Raw genomic sequence first — 14,616 nt, 5'->3', positions numbered from 1 at the left:
ACTTCAGCAACAAAGGAAGCCAGCGGGTAGACGTCGAAATGATATCTCATTATCATACGGGAGGCTCGCATGAGAAAAAAGGCAATCGTACTAGGGGTTACAGTTTTATTTCTACTCATTGCTGCCGGCGCTTTTTGGCATAGCAGGAGCCGGTCAGTCATGGCGGATGTCCGGTCTGTCGTGGAAACAGGACTGTCCCAAAGTCTGGGCGGTTCAATTTTGCTTGGCAGTATGGAATTAACGGCTTGGAATGAATTGACAATTCATCAGGTTACGCTTTACGACAAACAAGGAAATTTGGCGGCGTCCGGTGATCAGATACATATAGCTTATAGCCTCTGGGGTATTTTTCAGGGGAAAGCGGCAGTCAGCCTGATTCAAAAGGTCATAATCGAACAACCGGAGCTTTTTTTAAAACAGCGATCGGACGGCAGCTGGAATATTGAAGATATTATACAGCAGCAGGAAGGTGAAGCTCGGTTTACCGGTGAGGTCGTGCTGAAAAACGGCAGACTGTCGGTGGATAGCCTGCGGGGATTCCGTCAGCTTGAGGGAATTAACGGCAGTCTGGATTTTGCCGCTAACCCTGCTATTGATCTTCAACTGGCTGCTGCCTATCAAGGAACTGACATATCTGTAGCCGGGGCGCTGTCGGACAGCAATAATCTGTCACTTACGCTTAAGGCGGAGCGGTTGTCTTTAGTCGATCTGCAAGAATTTTGTCAGGCGGAACTGCCGCTGCGACTGGTGGAGGGTGACGCGAAAAAAATCAATCTTACAATTCGGCGCCAGGACGGTGATTTTCATTTTGCCGGGGAAGCCGGACTGGATCATGCCGGTTTTGACGTTAACGCTGTGCCGGTTCGTGCTGCCCAGGGACTTATGACTTTTACGGATAACCGGGTTTATTTGTTTCAAACCGCTGAAATTTATGATCAGCCGGTGAATGTACGGGGCTGGATAGCGGTTGATACTGGTGAACCGGTATTTAAACTGGCAGTTTCTTCTTCCGGCTTTGATCCCGGGGCGATTGATCCGGCGCTGCCGCTGCAGGGGCCGGTATCATTTAATGCCGATGTCAGCGGGACAATCGCCGATCCCTTGGTTACAGGTGAGTTTCAACTGAAGCAGGGTACACTGGCCGGGTATGGGGCGACAGATGTATCGGTCAGACTGAAGTTTGCGGATCAGAATCTGACTTTGCAGGAGTTTCACGGGAATGTGTGGGGAGGCAGGGTGGAAGGTGCAGGTACGGTAAATCTTACCCAGCGATCTTACCGGCTGACTGCCAGGGGACAGCACCTGGACAGTCAGTATGCCAGCCAGTGGGTTCCCGGTCTTAGTGCTTCTGGCGATATTCAGATTGCCGCCGCCGGTTCCCTGGACGGAATTGATGGAATGATCGTGTATGGAACGGCTGCTTTACAGGCGGGTACATATTCGGGAATTCCTTTTGCATCCATAGATACCGGGTTTTACCGCTCCGGTGAACAGATAGGCATTGATTATGCAAACATTGTCCTGGAAGGAGGCCTGCTGACTGCCGGCGGCAGGATCGATAATGGCAGCTTAAACCTGAACATAGGGGGATGGTCGCTTCCTTTAAGTCTGGCCGCCCGGCAGATTGACGGACTGCCTCTGGACGGAACAGCAGATTTTTCCGGCACTCTTACCGGAACGGTCGATAGTCCTTCGCTCGCCGCTGCTTTTACGGCAGTCAACGGTCAGGCATTTTATCAGCCGTTTGCTCAGGCCCGGGGAAATGTTCAGATTCGGCCGGATCAGGTGATACTGGATAATATCGAATTAGTAAGCGGCCCTGCCAGCCACCGAATTCAGGGAAAGGTAGGCCTGACGGGACGGCGGGATATTGATTTAACAGTAATTTCCCACCAGGCACGGGGAGAAGACCTCATCCGGCTGTTGTCGCCGGGAGAGCATTTTACCGGCAACATTGATAATGAAATGGTTCTCAGCGGCTCTTTGGATAATTTTGACGCCACAGGAAAAATCACGCTCACCGACGGCAGCTTTCGCGGCTATCTGCTGGCTAAAGCCGGCGGGACTTACAGTCGGCAAAATGGCGTTCTCCGGCTGAATGATTTTGTCATTCAGTCTTTAAACAGTCAAATTCAGTTAAGCGGTGCAATTTATCCCGGGAATGAACTGGAGCTTGATGTGGCGGCTCATCATATTGATTTGAGCCGGTTGTATCAGGAGGGATCCTATCCGTTAACCGGTCAGGCCGATTTTGCCGGGAAACTGACCGGAACTCCGGCAATGCCCCGGTTCGATGGTCGGTTCAGTGCCGATAAGCTAACGATTAAGAACCAGGAACTGCGGCAACTGACCGGCAGCGTTGCTGTCGACGGCAATACGGTTTTCCTGCCGGCGGTTCGCTTTTTCCAGGGACCCGGCCGGTATAGCTTTTCCGGCGGCGCCGATTTGGCCGCTGGTACCATTTTCGGTCAGATGGATGTGGAGCAGGCCGAAGTCGCGCCGCTGCTGGCAGTATGCAACGTGCCGCTGCAGGGGGGGATCAATGGCCGGCTGAACGGCCACGTTGTCCTGAATGGTACGTTTACCCAGCCGAATCTGTGGATTACCGGCAGCATGACCAACGGCAGCATTAAAAAATATCCTTTGGAAAATGTGGATGTGGATGTTGCTCTGGAAAATAATATCGTTACCATCAACCACTTTGCTGCCCGGCAGGGCAAGGGGACACTGTTCGTTCTTGGTACTGCCGCTATAAACGGCCCACTGAATCTGGAAGTCGGCGGTTCCAATATTGATGCCGGCATACTGACGGCTTGGTTTGACTCTGATGCCGGACTGAAAGGAAATTTAAATTTTTCTTCCCAGATTTCCGGTACGTCTGTCAACCCCCATGCCGCGGTATCTCTGGGAATTAAGGGCGGAACTCTGGCGAACGCAACTTTTGATGATCTATATGGTCTGTTTATTATTAATAAGCACAGAATTCATGTCAACCAACTGATGCTGGCCAAAGGTTCCAATAAAATTACGGCTTACGGCGAAATTCCGCTGGGAGCGCTAACTGCCGAAGGGCGGCAGCAGGCTACAGAAGCCGATCAGATGAACCTTACGCTTGACTTAAATGAAGGCAATCTAAGCATGCTGCCGCTGTTTAACGGACAGCTATCCTGGGCAGCCGGCAAAACCCAGGGAAAGATAACTGTTGGCGGGACGTTGGCTGAACCTGTTCTAACCGGCAGCGTGTCGGTCGACGAAGGGGCGTTCAAACTGAAGCTGCTGTCCGATCCCATCCAAAAAGTGGGGCTTGCTATTCAGTTCGAAGGTGATAAAATAAATGTAAAATCTTTTGACGGGTCTATGGGGTCAGGCAGCTACCGTTTGACCGGATCGGCCAGACTGGATGGTTTGTCCCTGGCAGATTATAATATGCTGCTGGTCCTGGATAAGCTTGGAGTAAACAGCAAATACTTTAAAGGCTCTCTCAATGGAACATTAACTCTTGCCGGCAGCGGCCACAGTCCGAAATTATCCGGTAAGCTGTTGTTTGATCACGATATGATCAATATCCCTTATGTGGCTGCCGTAGAGCCAACAGATATGAATTTGGGCCTGGATGTGGAATTGGTAGCCGGCAATAAGGTGCGCTTCTATAATCCTTATATGTATGATATTATGGCGGAAGGAAGGGTAAGGTTTACCGGCAGTATCCGGGAACCGGTTGCCTCCGGCAGGATTACTGCCTTACGGGGAACAGTCAACTATTTAAGCACACAGTTTCAAATTAAAGAGGCCAGTGCTGAATTTACCCAATACGGTTCCTTTGAACCGGTGATTCATCTCCAGGCGGATACTAAGCTCCAGGAGATGGCTGTTAATCTTAGAATTGACGGACCGGTTACTGCTATGGAATTTCAGCTGACTTCCGATCCGGCAATGAGCCAGCAGGAAATTTTATCACTGTTGACGCTGCGCAGCCGTTATTTCAGTAAACAAAATAATTCCAATGCCTCGCCGGATACCGGCTTTGGCCGGGACGAAATGATGAGTTTGCTGGATGCCGGTCTTCAGCTCCGGTTTATCAGTGAGGTGGAAGATATTTTCCGCAATGCTACCGGCTTCGATAATGTTCGGTTTGTTCGCAGTACCGATACTACGCAAAAAGCTGCGATGGATTCCCGGCAGCTGTATAATCTGGAAGTCGGCAAGTATATTACCGACCGGCTGATGCTGAGTTACATTGTCGGCGTGGATCATAGCGAGCACGGGTCTGCTTTTCGTTACGATTTAAGCAGCAGGGTGAGTTTAACCGGTTCTCTCGACAACCAAAACCACTCCCGGTTTGGTCTGGAAACCAGGGTTAGGTTCTAAGGGCGGTTAGCAGCTGGCTGTTGGCGATTGGCTCATAGCACATAGCAAAAAGCCAAATTATTATCTGTTTGTCACAAATTTGTAATATTTTTAAGGTACTATATGGATATGACTTGATAGGTTTAGGCTGCTGTCATAGGCTGTCATCGCGAGACGCTAGCCGTGGCGATCTCTAAGCTGGGTGAGGCAATCTGTAACACAGAGATTGCTTTCGCTGCCGCTCGCAATGACAATTCCGCTGCCAAGTGCTATTAGGCTATGGGCTATGAGCCAATCGCCAATAGCTTACAGCCAACAGCCAATAGCCCCATTTAGAAAAGAGTGATTACGATGATGCTCAGACAGTATCTTGCTGAACTGAAAAAGATTCAGCTGTTTACGCCGGAAGAAGAAGCCGGATTGTGGCAGGGCTACAAAACAGAGGATAATATTGAATGCCGCCGGCAGCTGATTGAAAATTATCAGCCCCTGGTTTTTAAGGCTGCCATGAACTGGAAGGTAGATCACGCTACCCTGATGGATATTATCCAGGAGGGTACGGTCGGACTGATTGAAGCGGTGGAGAGGTACGATCCCGGCCGCGGGGTCGCTTTTAGTCTGTTCGCTTTTCATCGGATTCGCGGCCGCATGCTGAATTATATGGAACGGGAAGGAAAACGTTCTTTGGCTTATATGGACAGCCCTTTGGACGGAGACAGCGCCACCTTAGGGGAACTGCTGGTTGATCCGGCGCCTGATGTTTCCCGCCAGGCTGAGCAAAATATTCTGGTTGAACAAGTTAAAAAGGCTTTGGAGCGGCTGCCGATCAAGGAACAGATGGTCTTAAGCGGGGTATACCTGGAAGACAGGGAACCGAAGCAGCTGGCGGAAAAGCTGGATATGAGCATTTCTCATGTGTATCGATTGCAAAAGCAGGGGATTCGACGTATCAGGGGTATGCTGTCAAAATTTATGCAGCATTGGTAACTAGGCAATATCGGGAGAAAAACAGTCTAAATCACTAGTATTTCCTTTGCTTTTTTGTAAAATGAGTGGATATAGCTGTATTTGTCTGAATACAGGATGACCAGAATCTGGACTCTTCCCAGGACTATATATTGTGGATATAATGGGGGGTGGTGAATATGGCGGAGTTTAAACACCATATGTTTCAGCGTCTGCATTCAGCCAGACAATGGCTGAACCGGGCAGAAGAATCCTTTGACAAGGATCGCGATATTCGGGCCGAACTTGATTTAATGCTGGCTCAGGCGGAATTGCAGCATGTCAAGGAAGCCAGCCGTTCCCGCCAATGGCGCTATAAGTATCCCCTGCTGCGTCAGGGACTGGCGTTCGGACTGGCGCTGACCGTAATCAGCGCCGGTATTGGCGGTGCAAGCTATTTTTGGCACCAGCAGCAATCTGTTCTGCCGGTACCGATAGCCGTACAGGAGAATAGCCGGCCGGCGTCGGAAGTCGAACCCGGGGCGGAACATGCTGTTATACAGCCCAAACCGGCTGCTTCAGCCGCAGCCGGTTCTGCTTCCGTGGTTCCGAAAGCTGCGGCGGTTTCTTCCGCCCCGGAGCAGGCAGGCGATAGCAGAGTTTCAGACAACCGCAGAAGTGAACCCCAGGTGACCCGCCCGGCGGAAAAACAGGTAACTTTATCGCCGGAAGAAATGCAGCAATTGGTGCGGGCCGCCGGAAAATCTTTACGCGGCCAGTAATTTGATAAGGAGGTAATGCATGAGTACAAAAAGACGCTACGGACAACTATTCTTTGCAACCATTTTCAGTCTCAGCCTGATTCTTACCGTTTTCGCTCCTGTGTATGCTCAGGATCTTACCGGCAAAGTGGTTACCAAGGTAACGGTTACCGGCAATTCCACAGTGGCGGAAAGCACGATTCTGAGTGTGGTAAAGGTAAAACCGGGAGATGTACTGGCGGCCGACAAAGTCAAGCAGGATATGCAGTCTATTTATGAATTGGGTTATTTTTTCGACGTGGTAGCTAATTTTACCGAAGTCCCTGAAGGCGTCCAGGTGGTTTATACTGTCATGGAAAATCCGGTGCTTACCGATATTGTGATTAAAGGCAATACCAAGGTAACTACCGATAAGCTGAAGAGCATGCTGACAGTTGCTAAAGGCAGTGTTTTAAATTCTAGGACACTGAACGACAATGCTCGTGCGATTGAACAGTATTATCATGATCAGGGATATATCCTGGCGAAAGTCAGTGATGTTTCCATGGCAAGCGGCGGCGTCCTGAATATTACGATTAATGAGGGTACGCTGGAAGGAATCCAGGTGAAGGGCAATGACAAAACAAAGAACTATGTCATTACCCGCGAAATGAAGCTGAAGCCGGGTGAGCCCTTTAATGCCAAGGATGCCCGCCGCAGCATGCAGAAAGTGTACAACCTGGGGTACTTTGAAGATGTGAACATGAAGCTGAATCCGGGAAAAGAGCCAAACGCTGTTGTGCTGGAAGCCGATGTGGTGGAACAAAAAACCGGCACCTTCTCCATTGGCGGCGGCTACAGCAAAAGTGACGGCATGGTGGGAATTATTGAATTAGGCGACACGAACTTCCACGGTACCGGCGATCAGGTCAAAATTCATTGGGAATTCGGCGGCAATGCCGAAAGTGTAAGCAATGGGAAGAATTATGAATTTAGTTATACTCATCCCTGGCTTGATGCCAAGCAGACTTCCCTGGGCTTTAACTTTTATAACATGACTAATGAATATACCGATTACGATGGTGAGACGGAACGATCCGACTACTATAAAAAGCGGAAAGGCTGGGATGTTACCTTTGGGCGTCCGCAAGACGAATACACTACCAACTATATTACTCTGAAGCACCGGGATGATGTCTATGTGGAACCCGTTTCCGGCGTGGATTACAGCGGTGCGTCGACAGATACAAAAACGACAGACTTTTTGTCTAAGTATCCCAATTATTTAAAAGATAATTTTGGTGTAACCCGCAGCGTTACGCTTATGCGGGTGTATGATTCCCGGGACAATGTGTTTAACCCGACGGAAGGGAAACGGACTTCACTGTCGGCTGAGTTTGCCGGACGTACCTTTGGCGGCGATTTTGATTTTAACAAATATACCGCTGAAAACCGCAACTATTTCAAAGTAGGACATGCACAGGTTGTGGCGGTTCGCCTGATGACAGGTTATGCAACCGGAAACTTGCCGGAAGACGGTGAATTTTCCCTCGGCGGTGCCGATAGCCTGCGCGGGTATGAGGATGACGAATTTAAGGGCGATAAAATGATGGCGGCAACAGTCGAATACCGGTTCCCGCTGGCAAAAAAAGTCCAGGGCGTATTCTTTACCGATGCCGGCAAGACGTGGAATGAAGACAGCTACCAAATCAGCGACTTAAAAGTAGGGGTTGGTTTCGGTGTAAGGATTTCCACTCCTATTGGGCCGATTAAGCTGGACTATGGGAAAGGTTCCGAAGGCGGCAGAACCCATTTCAGTTTTGGCGGACAATTCTAACTGCACAGTGGAGTCAGGTTTCGGCCTGACTCCTTCTGTACATAATAGGAGGTGTGTGGCATGAAGAAACGTTTTCCGGTTTTTCTCTGTATACTGACATTGTTTTTGGTTTTTTCCCTGCCGGGGACAGCATTGGCCGCGGCGGCGGTGGAAACAGTTTCTGTCAGCATTACTGCCGGCAGCGATTCTCCGCTGCCGCCTCTTATCGCCAAGCGAATGGCCAATAGCGTGAGTACAGTAGGCCAGCAGGTCTTAATCGGGCGCAAAGTCGCTGATATCGCAGACGGAAGAAGTTCTTATGAAGGCATTATCAAAGAAGTATTCGACCGCATCCTGGTGGGATACTCCGTTGATCAGGTAGAAATCACCCCGGGAGTTGAAACCCACATTGACGTTACCCTGGCTCCCTGGGGCGAAATAGTCAAGGCAGTAGAGCTGGAAATCGATTCGACGGGCATGCAGCCGGCAGTGGCTGAACTGGTCAGGCAGGATTTAGGCGATATCCAGGGAAAAGTGACGGATGTCCTCATTGGTCTGCCGATCGATGCCGTCGACTGGGCTGGCGGAGTGAGTAAGACTGTCATTCGGGATTTGGTGGCGGATCGGCTGCCGGAATTCCGGGCCAATATTGATGTGGCTTCCGGCCCCAAAACGGTGGTAAGAATATCTTTAGTGCCTCAGGGTGCAATGATCCAGGATGTTCATGTGTCACTGCGGTCTCACACGATTCCCAACGTGCTGCTGGCTCAGGCCAGGCCGTCCCTTGACGAATTTGCCGTGATGCTGCGGGGATTGCCGGTTTCTTTTGTGGAACGGCACCGGGATATTTTTACCACCCGGCTGACAGCTGCCGCGGCGGCGAGTTCAATCACCCGCCGCTACGGAATTACCTTAACGCCTGTCCTTCAGCCGGCGGCGGATACGGAGGTTATGCTGGATGCTGAGACGACCAGGTATAAAGTGACACTGGAAGGGTATCTGGATATGGGACGGGCGACGGATAATACTTCCGTCAGACTCCATGGGGGAAAGTTTACTGATGCGCGGAACGAATTGTTTGTGGAGACGGATTTTTTCCCCAGCAGCGTTACCTGGAAAATTATGCCTGGCTGGTCCCACAGGGTCGGCGCTTCCACTTTCATCGGCTTTAAATATAATCTCACCGATGATCGGAACATTGTTTTTATTAATCAGAGTCTTCCTGACAACTGGTCTTTGCGGCTGGAGCGCACGCCGGTTACGGATTTGGACGAAGTGGGACTGCGGTATAGATTCCATGATTTTTTAAGTGTCGAATATGTGTTTACCAATAAGGATAAGTGGCTGCGTCTGGTAGCTGAATTGTAGAAAGATTGCAATAAAATACCAGGACTAATGATAATTCTTGAAACTGGACATATACCCTGCTATAATCATAATGGTAATAGAAAATAGAGTGCCGTCAGGCGAGAGAGAAGGAGTTTATTCGTGTTAAATTTGCAAAAAAAACAAGTTAAAATCATATCATTAGCCATCGTTGCATTCTTTGTCTTGGGAGTTGCCGGACTGGCGTTGTCGCAAACCGGTAAAACCAATGTGGCAAATGCCAGCAGTTCCTCCAACATTGGAGTGGTAAACCATCAATTGCTGGTTTCTCAGCATCCGGATATGGCTAAGGCGCAGGACGCCATGCAAACCGAAGTGGAAGCAGCAAAGCAGGATTTCGATACGAAAACGGCCAATATGAATGACAAAGAAAAACAAGACTACTACATGCAGGTACAGCAGCGGTTAAACCTGAAGCAGCAGGAACTGATCGGACCGATCTTTGATAAAGTGGATGCGGCCATTAAATCCGTTGCCGATGCAAAAGGCATCGCCGTTGTTCTGGATAAAAGCAACGTAGTGTATGGCGGTCAGGATATAACCGACGATGTAATGAAAAAATTAGGCGGTAAGTAAATTCGTTTCAGCAAAGCTGCAACATCGGCAATTCAGGCGGGGAGTCACCCCCGCCTGAATCAACGCGGCTTATAGAGGCGGGAGTCTCGACTCACCGCCGGAAATAAAATTTCATAACCAGGGAATGGCCGAGCGGGTGACCAGCTCGGCTCTTATTAAAAAATTGCGGCAGTGTGGTATGTTTACCACACAGAGAAAATAGAATACTCTCCGCCGGGCTCTCCATGGTCTCCGCGGTTAATTTTTTGCCATTTAATTTGGAAAGTGGGTGATTTGGTGTTTCGTAATCCCAGGATTCTTTCTTTTTCTCTGCTGACAGTGACCGCCGCCTTTCTGATCACCGGTTGTTTTTTTAAACCGGCGCAGGACACCAAGTCGCCCGCAGCGCCTCAAATCGGCGTAATCGACATGAATAAGGCAATCAAAGCCCATCCTAAATATCCGCAGCTGGCGGCGCTGCAGCAGCAATACAATCTTCTGGCCGCAAAACTGGAATCCCGGCAGTCCAGTGCCGCCATGAACTCAAGCAACAATGCGGGGGCAGGGGAACAGCCGCTTATTCCTCTGCCGGAAGAGCCCCGGGAAAATAGCGGGGCTGCTTTTGAGCAAGAGTATAATGCCCGTATGGCAGCGAAACAGGCGGAATTGAAGGATGCTGTCGACAGCAAAACCGCCCGGACCCGGCAGGAACTAGCGGCGGAACGGCAGGCTTACAACGAAGAATTGGATCAACAATATCAAACGCCGATTTTCAGCCTTCAGCTGAAATTGAAAACCCTTCAGTTGGAAAAAGGAGAAATGGCCGCGTTGGCGGAGCAACTGGAACAATTACAGCAGGAGCGTTCCGTAAAAGCCGCTGCCCGGGAACAATCACTGACGGCTCGTCTTGATTCTGTTACGCTGGCGGCGAAGAGTGAGGCCGAGGAGCAGCTGGCAGCTTTCTCCCGGCAGCTGCAGGAGGAAATCGATCAAAAGGCGGCGGCAAAGGCGGCGGAGATATCTTCCCGGAATCAGACACTGCTGCCGGAGAATCCGCCTCCGGATACGACTGCTTCCCCGCGTTTGCCGGATACCGGGGAGGATGAAAAAATGCTGGCGCTAAAGCGGCAGGAAATTGATTCTTTGCAGCAGGCTATCATTGAGGATATCCGTGATAAAGCCGCTCAAGTCGCCGCCGGGCGGGGAATGGAAACCGTACTGGCTAATGTCCGGGTTAATCTTAGCGCCGAGGATATTACCATGAGTGTGATTAACGAATTTAGTACTTTTTCATCCCGGCTGCAGTAACAAAATAGCCGGACTAAAAATATCTGCGCTGGGTATAGTAAAGATATCACCAGGCAGATGGAAGAATGGATGATTGGAGGATTCATAATGAAACAAACCAAAAAATTAGTTGTACTGCTGCTGATAGTTTTTGCTGCATCCCTGCTGCTTAGCGGCTGCAGTACAAGCTCGCAGAATATTGGCGTACTGGATGTGAACAAAGTCATGTCCGACAGTCCGCAAGTGAAACAATTTCAGGATCAGCTTAACCAAAAGGGCAAGGAATTAAGCGATCAGCTGGAAAAGGACAAGGCCAATTTATCCGCTGAGGATTTCCAAAAAAAGCAGGAAGCTGCCTATACTGAATTCATGAAGAACAAACAGGAACTGGAAAGTCAGATTGATGCCAGTATTAAACAGGCTTTGGAGCAGGTATCCAAAGATAAGAAACTGGGAGTTGTTTTGTATAAGAATGGCGTAGCTCAGGGCGGAACCGATATAACGGATGATGTAATTCAAAAAATGCAATAAAACCAGGGAGGACTTCCGGTGAAAATGAAGCTTGGTGAAATCGCCGACCTGGTAAACGGTACGGTTTTAGGCGATAGAGAGATTGTGATTGCAGGGGTGTCCGGTATGGAAGATGCCGGGGCCGAAGAGATTACCTTTGCCGTCGTGCCTTATATTGAACAGGCGGGCTTATCCGGGGCGGCCGCGGTGATTCTGCCGGATACCGTCACGGAATTTGTCAAACCGGCCATTCGGGTAGCTAATCCCCGGGTGGCCTTTACCAGGCTGCTGGAGATATTTAATCCGCCGCCTGCCATTGTGCGGGGCGTTCACCCCACCGCTATTATCGGTCAGAATGTGAAACTTGGCAAAGATATTGCAATAATGCCTTATGTAGTGATTGCGGATAAAGCAGCGATCGGCGACAATACAATTCTTTATCCCCACACCTATATTGGTGAAAATGTTCATATCGGCCGGGATGTTTATATTTATCCCAATGTAACTGTAAGGGAAAACTGTCGAATTGGCGACCGTGTACTGATTCATAGCGGTGCGGTCATTGGCAGTGACGGATTTGGCTTTGTTACCCAGGAGGGCGTTCACCATAAAGTTCCCCAGGTAGGCAATGTAGTGATTGAAGACGATGTGGAGATTGGGGCAAATGTGACTATCGACCGGGCTACTACCAGCAGTACGCTGGTCAGGCGGGGAACAAAAATTGATAATCTGGTTCATTTGGCCCATAATGTGGTGATTGGGGAAGATTGCTTTTTGGTAGCCCAGACAGGAATTGCCGGCAGTGCAAAAATCGGCAATCACGTGACTTTTGCCGGCCAATGCGGTAGTGCCGGACATCTGACAGTCGGCGATAACTGTATTTTTGCCGCCCGATCGGCACCGATCGGCGATATTCCTGCCGGGTCTTTTTATGCCGGCTTTCCCGCCCGACCGCATAAAGAATGGCTGCGGGCCGAGGCTTCGCTGTACAAGGTGCCGGACTTGATCAAAAAAGTGCGGGATTTGGAGAAACGCTTAGCCAGGATAGAACAATGACTAAAGAGAGGCGGCTGCAAAGGCTGTCTCTTTCCCTTTGAATTATCAAATATTACCTGTCGCTTCTCAGCAGGATTATGTCTGTTTTTGCTGAATTATTGAATATCGTTGAACCATAAGCGGCTAATTCGAAGGGAGAAACAATTCGTGAAAAAATATATGCTGGGCACTTTGTGCGCCATATTGCTGATTGCCGCGCCGGCCGGTGCGGCTCCGTCGGTAAACGGTTCCACCGGGATGATCAATAATCCGACTGCCGCTGTTTTGCAGGAAGGGCAAATTTCTTTGGGATATTATCACCTGAAAGACGGCAGAGTGGGTGTGTTCGACGCCAATATCGGCGGACATATGGAAGTCGGCGTCGCCGGATTCCGTTATAATGACCGGGAAGATAAAAATTGCGTAAATGCCAAATGGGGAATAGTGCCGGAAACCATTCTGACTCCCGGTCTGGCTGTGGGAGCGGAGGATATAGCCAATACGGATAAACGCACTTTATATGCGGTAGCCAGTAAAAGCCTGCCTTTTGGCTTTCGCCTGCACGTTGGCATGGGAAACGGCCGCTATGACGGTGTTTTTGCCGGTATTGAGAAGACCGTCAACCCTATCGGCATGATTACCGGCAGCAACACCTTCCCGGCGACTACATTCATGGCGGAATATGATGGACACGGAATGAATTACGGCGCCCGGCTGTCCATCGTCCCCGGGGTAAAACTGGATGCCGGCTATCGTCAGCATCAGACCTGTTTTGGCGTCAGTTTTACGAACTAATCTGCGATATGGCGATGGGCTATGGGCTATGGGCTATGAGCTATGAGCTATGAGCCAACAGCCAATCGCCAAGTGCCTATCTAGGAGGAACCCATGCTTTATACGATAGTGAAAGTTTTCAGCGCAGTGGTCTGCATTTTGCCGGCATCGGTGTGCCGCTGTTTTGGCAATGCCCTGGGAGCTTTGTGCTGGCCGATTGTGCCGCAGAAGCGGAAACTCATGGCCATTCATAATATCATCAGCAGTTTGGCAGTAAACGAAAAAACGGCAGCCGCAATTGCGAAGCAGAGTACCACTCGTTTTGGCAAAATGTTTTTAGAGGTGCTGCGTATTCCACGACTGAATGCTGCTAATATCGGACATCATGTTCGGATGATTGGCGGCGAATATTTAACCGAAGCATTATCCCATGGACATGGAGCAGTACTGGCTACCGCCCATAGCGGGAATTGGGAACTTCTCGGGGCCGCATTGGCAATGCATGATTATCCGCTGGTCGCTGTCGTCCAGAAGCAGACCAATGCGGCTATGGATCGGTTTATTAATGAGTATCGTACTCGTGCCGGTATGTATGTTACTTACAAAACCGGTGTGCGGGAAATGATTCGGCTGCTGGGAGACGGCAAAATAGTCGGCCTGCTGATTGATCAGGATGCCGGCGGAGACGGAGTGTTTGTCGATTTTCTTGGCCGCCCGGCTTCCACTCCTCAGGGCGCGGCGGCTTTGGCCCGGCTGAAGGGAGCACCGATTGTGCCGGCGTTTATTACCGAAAATAGCGATGGCAGTCACAGTGCCGTCATTCATCCACCGGTCTGGGTCAATAAAACCACCGACCGGGACGAGGATATCCGCGTTACCATGCAGCTGCTGACAAAAATTGTTGAGCAGCATATTCGCAAGCATCCTCAGGAGTGGTTTTGGCTCCATAACCGCTGGAAACATCGGCCGCCGGAGACTCGAAACCACTAAACAGCAATCAATTGCTTGCTACGTTTCGTATAATACATCGCAGTGATGTTATTATGAACGCAGCAAAGCAATTTTTTTTTGTATATGGCGATGGGCGTATGAACTGTCATCGCGAGGCGTTAGCCGTGGCGATTTCAACGCCGGATAGGCAACCGCAGCCGTGAGATTGCTTCGCTGCGGCTCGCAATGACAAAATTTAGTACCAACCGCCACGTGCCAAGTACCAAGTAC

Annotated in this window: 11 protein-coding genes; all 11 read left to right on the top strand. The window is 50.0% G+C overall.

The window, feature by feature from the left end; translation table 11 throughout:
* Positions 1-69: 69 nt before the first annotated feature.
* The 11 genes from ABFC84_04910 (at position 70) to ABFC84_04860 (ending at position 14,385) form a co-directional block, all read left to right on the top strand.
* Positions 70-4,368 (top strand): translocation/assembly module TamB domain-containing protein, encoded by a 4,299-nt coding sequence (locus tag ABFC84_04910; protein MEN6412093.1) that lies wholly within the window; start codon positions 70-72, stop codon positions 4,366-4,368.
* 330 nt (positions 4,369-4,698) lie between these two features.
* Complete coding sequence (locus ABFC84_04905; GenBank protein MEN6412092.1) at positions 4,699-5,334, top strand: sigma-70 family RNA polymerase sigma factor; 636 nt, start codon at positions 4,699-4,701, stop codon at positions 5,332-5,334.
* Positions 5,335-5,492: 158 nt separating this feature from the next.
* On the top strand, positions 5,493-6,074 hold the full coding sequence (locus ABFC84_04900; GenBank protein ID MEN6412091.1) for a hypothetical protein: 582 nt from the start codon (positions 5,493-5,495) through the stop codon (positions 6,072-6,074).
* 19 nt (positions 6,075-6,093) lie between these two features.
* A complete protein-coding gene (locus tag ABFC84_04895; GenBank protein MEN6412090.1) occupies positions 6,094-7,869 on the top strand; it encodes a BamA/TamA family outer membrane protein in 1,776 nt (591 codons plus the stop codon).
* Positions 7,870-7,929: 60 nt separating this feature from the next.
* Positions 7,930-9,216 (top strand): hypothetical protein, encoded by a 1,287-nt coding sequence (locus tag ABFC84_04890; GenBank protein ID MEN6412089.1) that lies wholly within the window; start codon positions 7,930-7,932, stop codon positions 9,214-9,216.
* 120 nt (positions 9,217-9,336) lie between these two features.
* A complete protein-coding gene (locus ABFC84_04885; GenBank protein ID MEN6412088.1) occupies positions 9,337-9,810 on the top strand; it encodes an OmpH family outer membrane protein in 474 nt (157 codons plus the stop codon).
* 264 nt (positions 9,811-10,074) lie between these two features.
* Positions 10,075-11,097 carry a hypothetical protein gene (locus ABFC84_04880; GenBank protein ID MEN6412087.1) on the top strand — a complete coding sequence of 341 codons (1,023 nt, stop codon included), beginning with the start codon at positions 10,075-10,077 and terminating at the stop codon, positions 11,095-11,097.
* Between the two features lie 87 nt (positions 11,098-11,184).
* Positions 11,185-11,607 (top strand): OmpH family outer membrane protein, encoded by a 423-nt coding sequence (locus tag ABFC84_04875; protein ID MEN6412086.1) that lies wholly within the window; start codon positions 11,185-11,187, stop codon positions 11,605-11,607.
* A gap of 24 nt (positions 11,608-11,631) precedes the next feature.
* A complete protein-coding gene (gene lpxD, locus ABFC84_04870; protein MEN6412085.1) occupies positions 11,632-12,642 on the top strand; it encodes a UDP-3-O-(3-hydroxymyristoyl)glucosamine N-acyltransferase in 1,011 nt (336 codons plus the stop codon).
* Between the two features lie 147 nt (positions 12,643-12,789).
* Positions 12,790-13,416, top strand: coding sequence for a YjbH domain-containing protein (locus ABFC84_04865; protein ID MEN6412084.1), 627 nt, complete (start codon positions 12,790-12,792; stop codon positions 13,414-13,416).
* 93 nt (positions 13,417-13,509) lie between these two features.
* Positions 13,510-14,385, top strand: a complete 876-nt coding sequence (locus tag ABFC84_04860) for a lysophospholipid acyltransferase family protein (protein ID MEN6412083.1) — start codon at positions 13,510-13,512, stop codon at positions 14,383-14,385.
* Positions 14,386-14,616 lie beyond the last annotated feature (231 nt).

The sequence above is a fragment of the Veillonellales bacterium genome, assembly GCA_039680175.1.
Lineage (GTDB): Bacteria > Bacillota > Negativicutes > JAAYSF01 > JAAYSF01 > JBDKTO01.
Note: the sequence above shows the minus strand (reverse complement) of the source record. Positions and strands in the feature narration are given on the sequence as shown.

Excerpts from the sequence above, each read along its gene's own strand:
- ABFC84_04910 (MEN6412093.1), top strand. The coding sequence starts at position 70 with ATGAGAAAAAAGGCAATCGTACTAGGGGTTACAGTTTTATTTCTACTC.
- ABFC84_04905 (MEN6412092.1), top strand. The coding sequence starts at position 4,699 with ATGATGCTCAGACAGTATCTTGCTGAACTGAAAAAGATTCAGCTGTTT.
- ABFC84_04900 (MEN6412091.1), top strand. The coding sequence starts at position 5,493 with ATGGCGGAGTTTAAACACCATATGTTTCAGCGTCTGCATTCAGCCAGA.
- ABFC84_04895 (MEN6412090.1), top strand. The coding sequence starts at position 6,094 with ATGAGTACAAAAAGACGCTACGGACAACTATTCTTTGCAACCATTTTC.
- ABFC84_04890 (MEN6412089.1), top strand. The coding sequence starts at position 7,930 with ATGAAGAAACGTTTTCCGGTTTTTCTCTGTATACTGACATTGTTTTTG.
- ABFC84_04875 (MEN6412086.1), top strand. The coding sequence starts at position 11,185 with ATGAAACAAACCAAAAAATTAGTTGTACTGCTGCTGATAGTTTTTGCT.
- lpxD (MEN6412085.1), top strand. The coding sequence starts at position 11,632 with ATGAAGCTTGGTGAAATCGCCGACCTGGTAAACGGTACGGTTTTAGGC.
- ABFC84_04860 (MEN6412083.1), top strand. The coding sequence starts at position 13,510 with ATGCTTTATACGATAGTGAAAGTTTTCAGCGCAGTGGTCTGCATTTTG.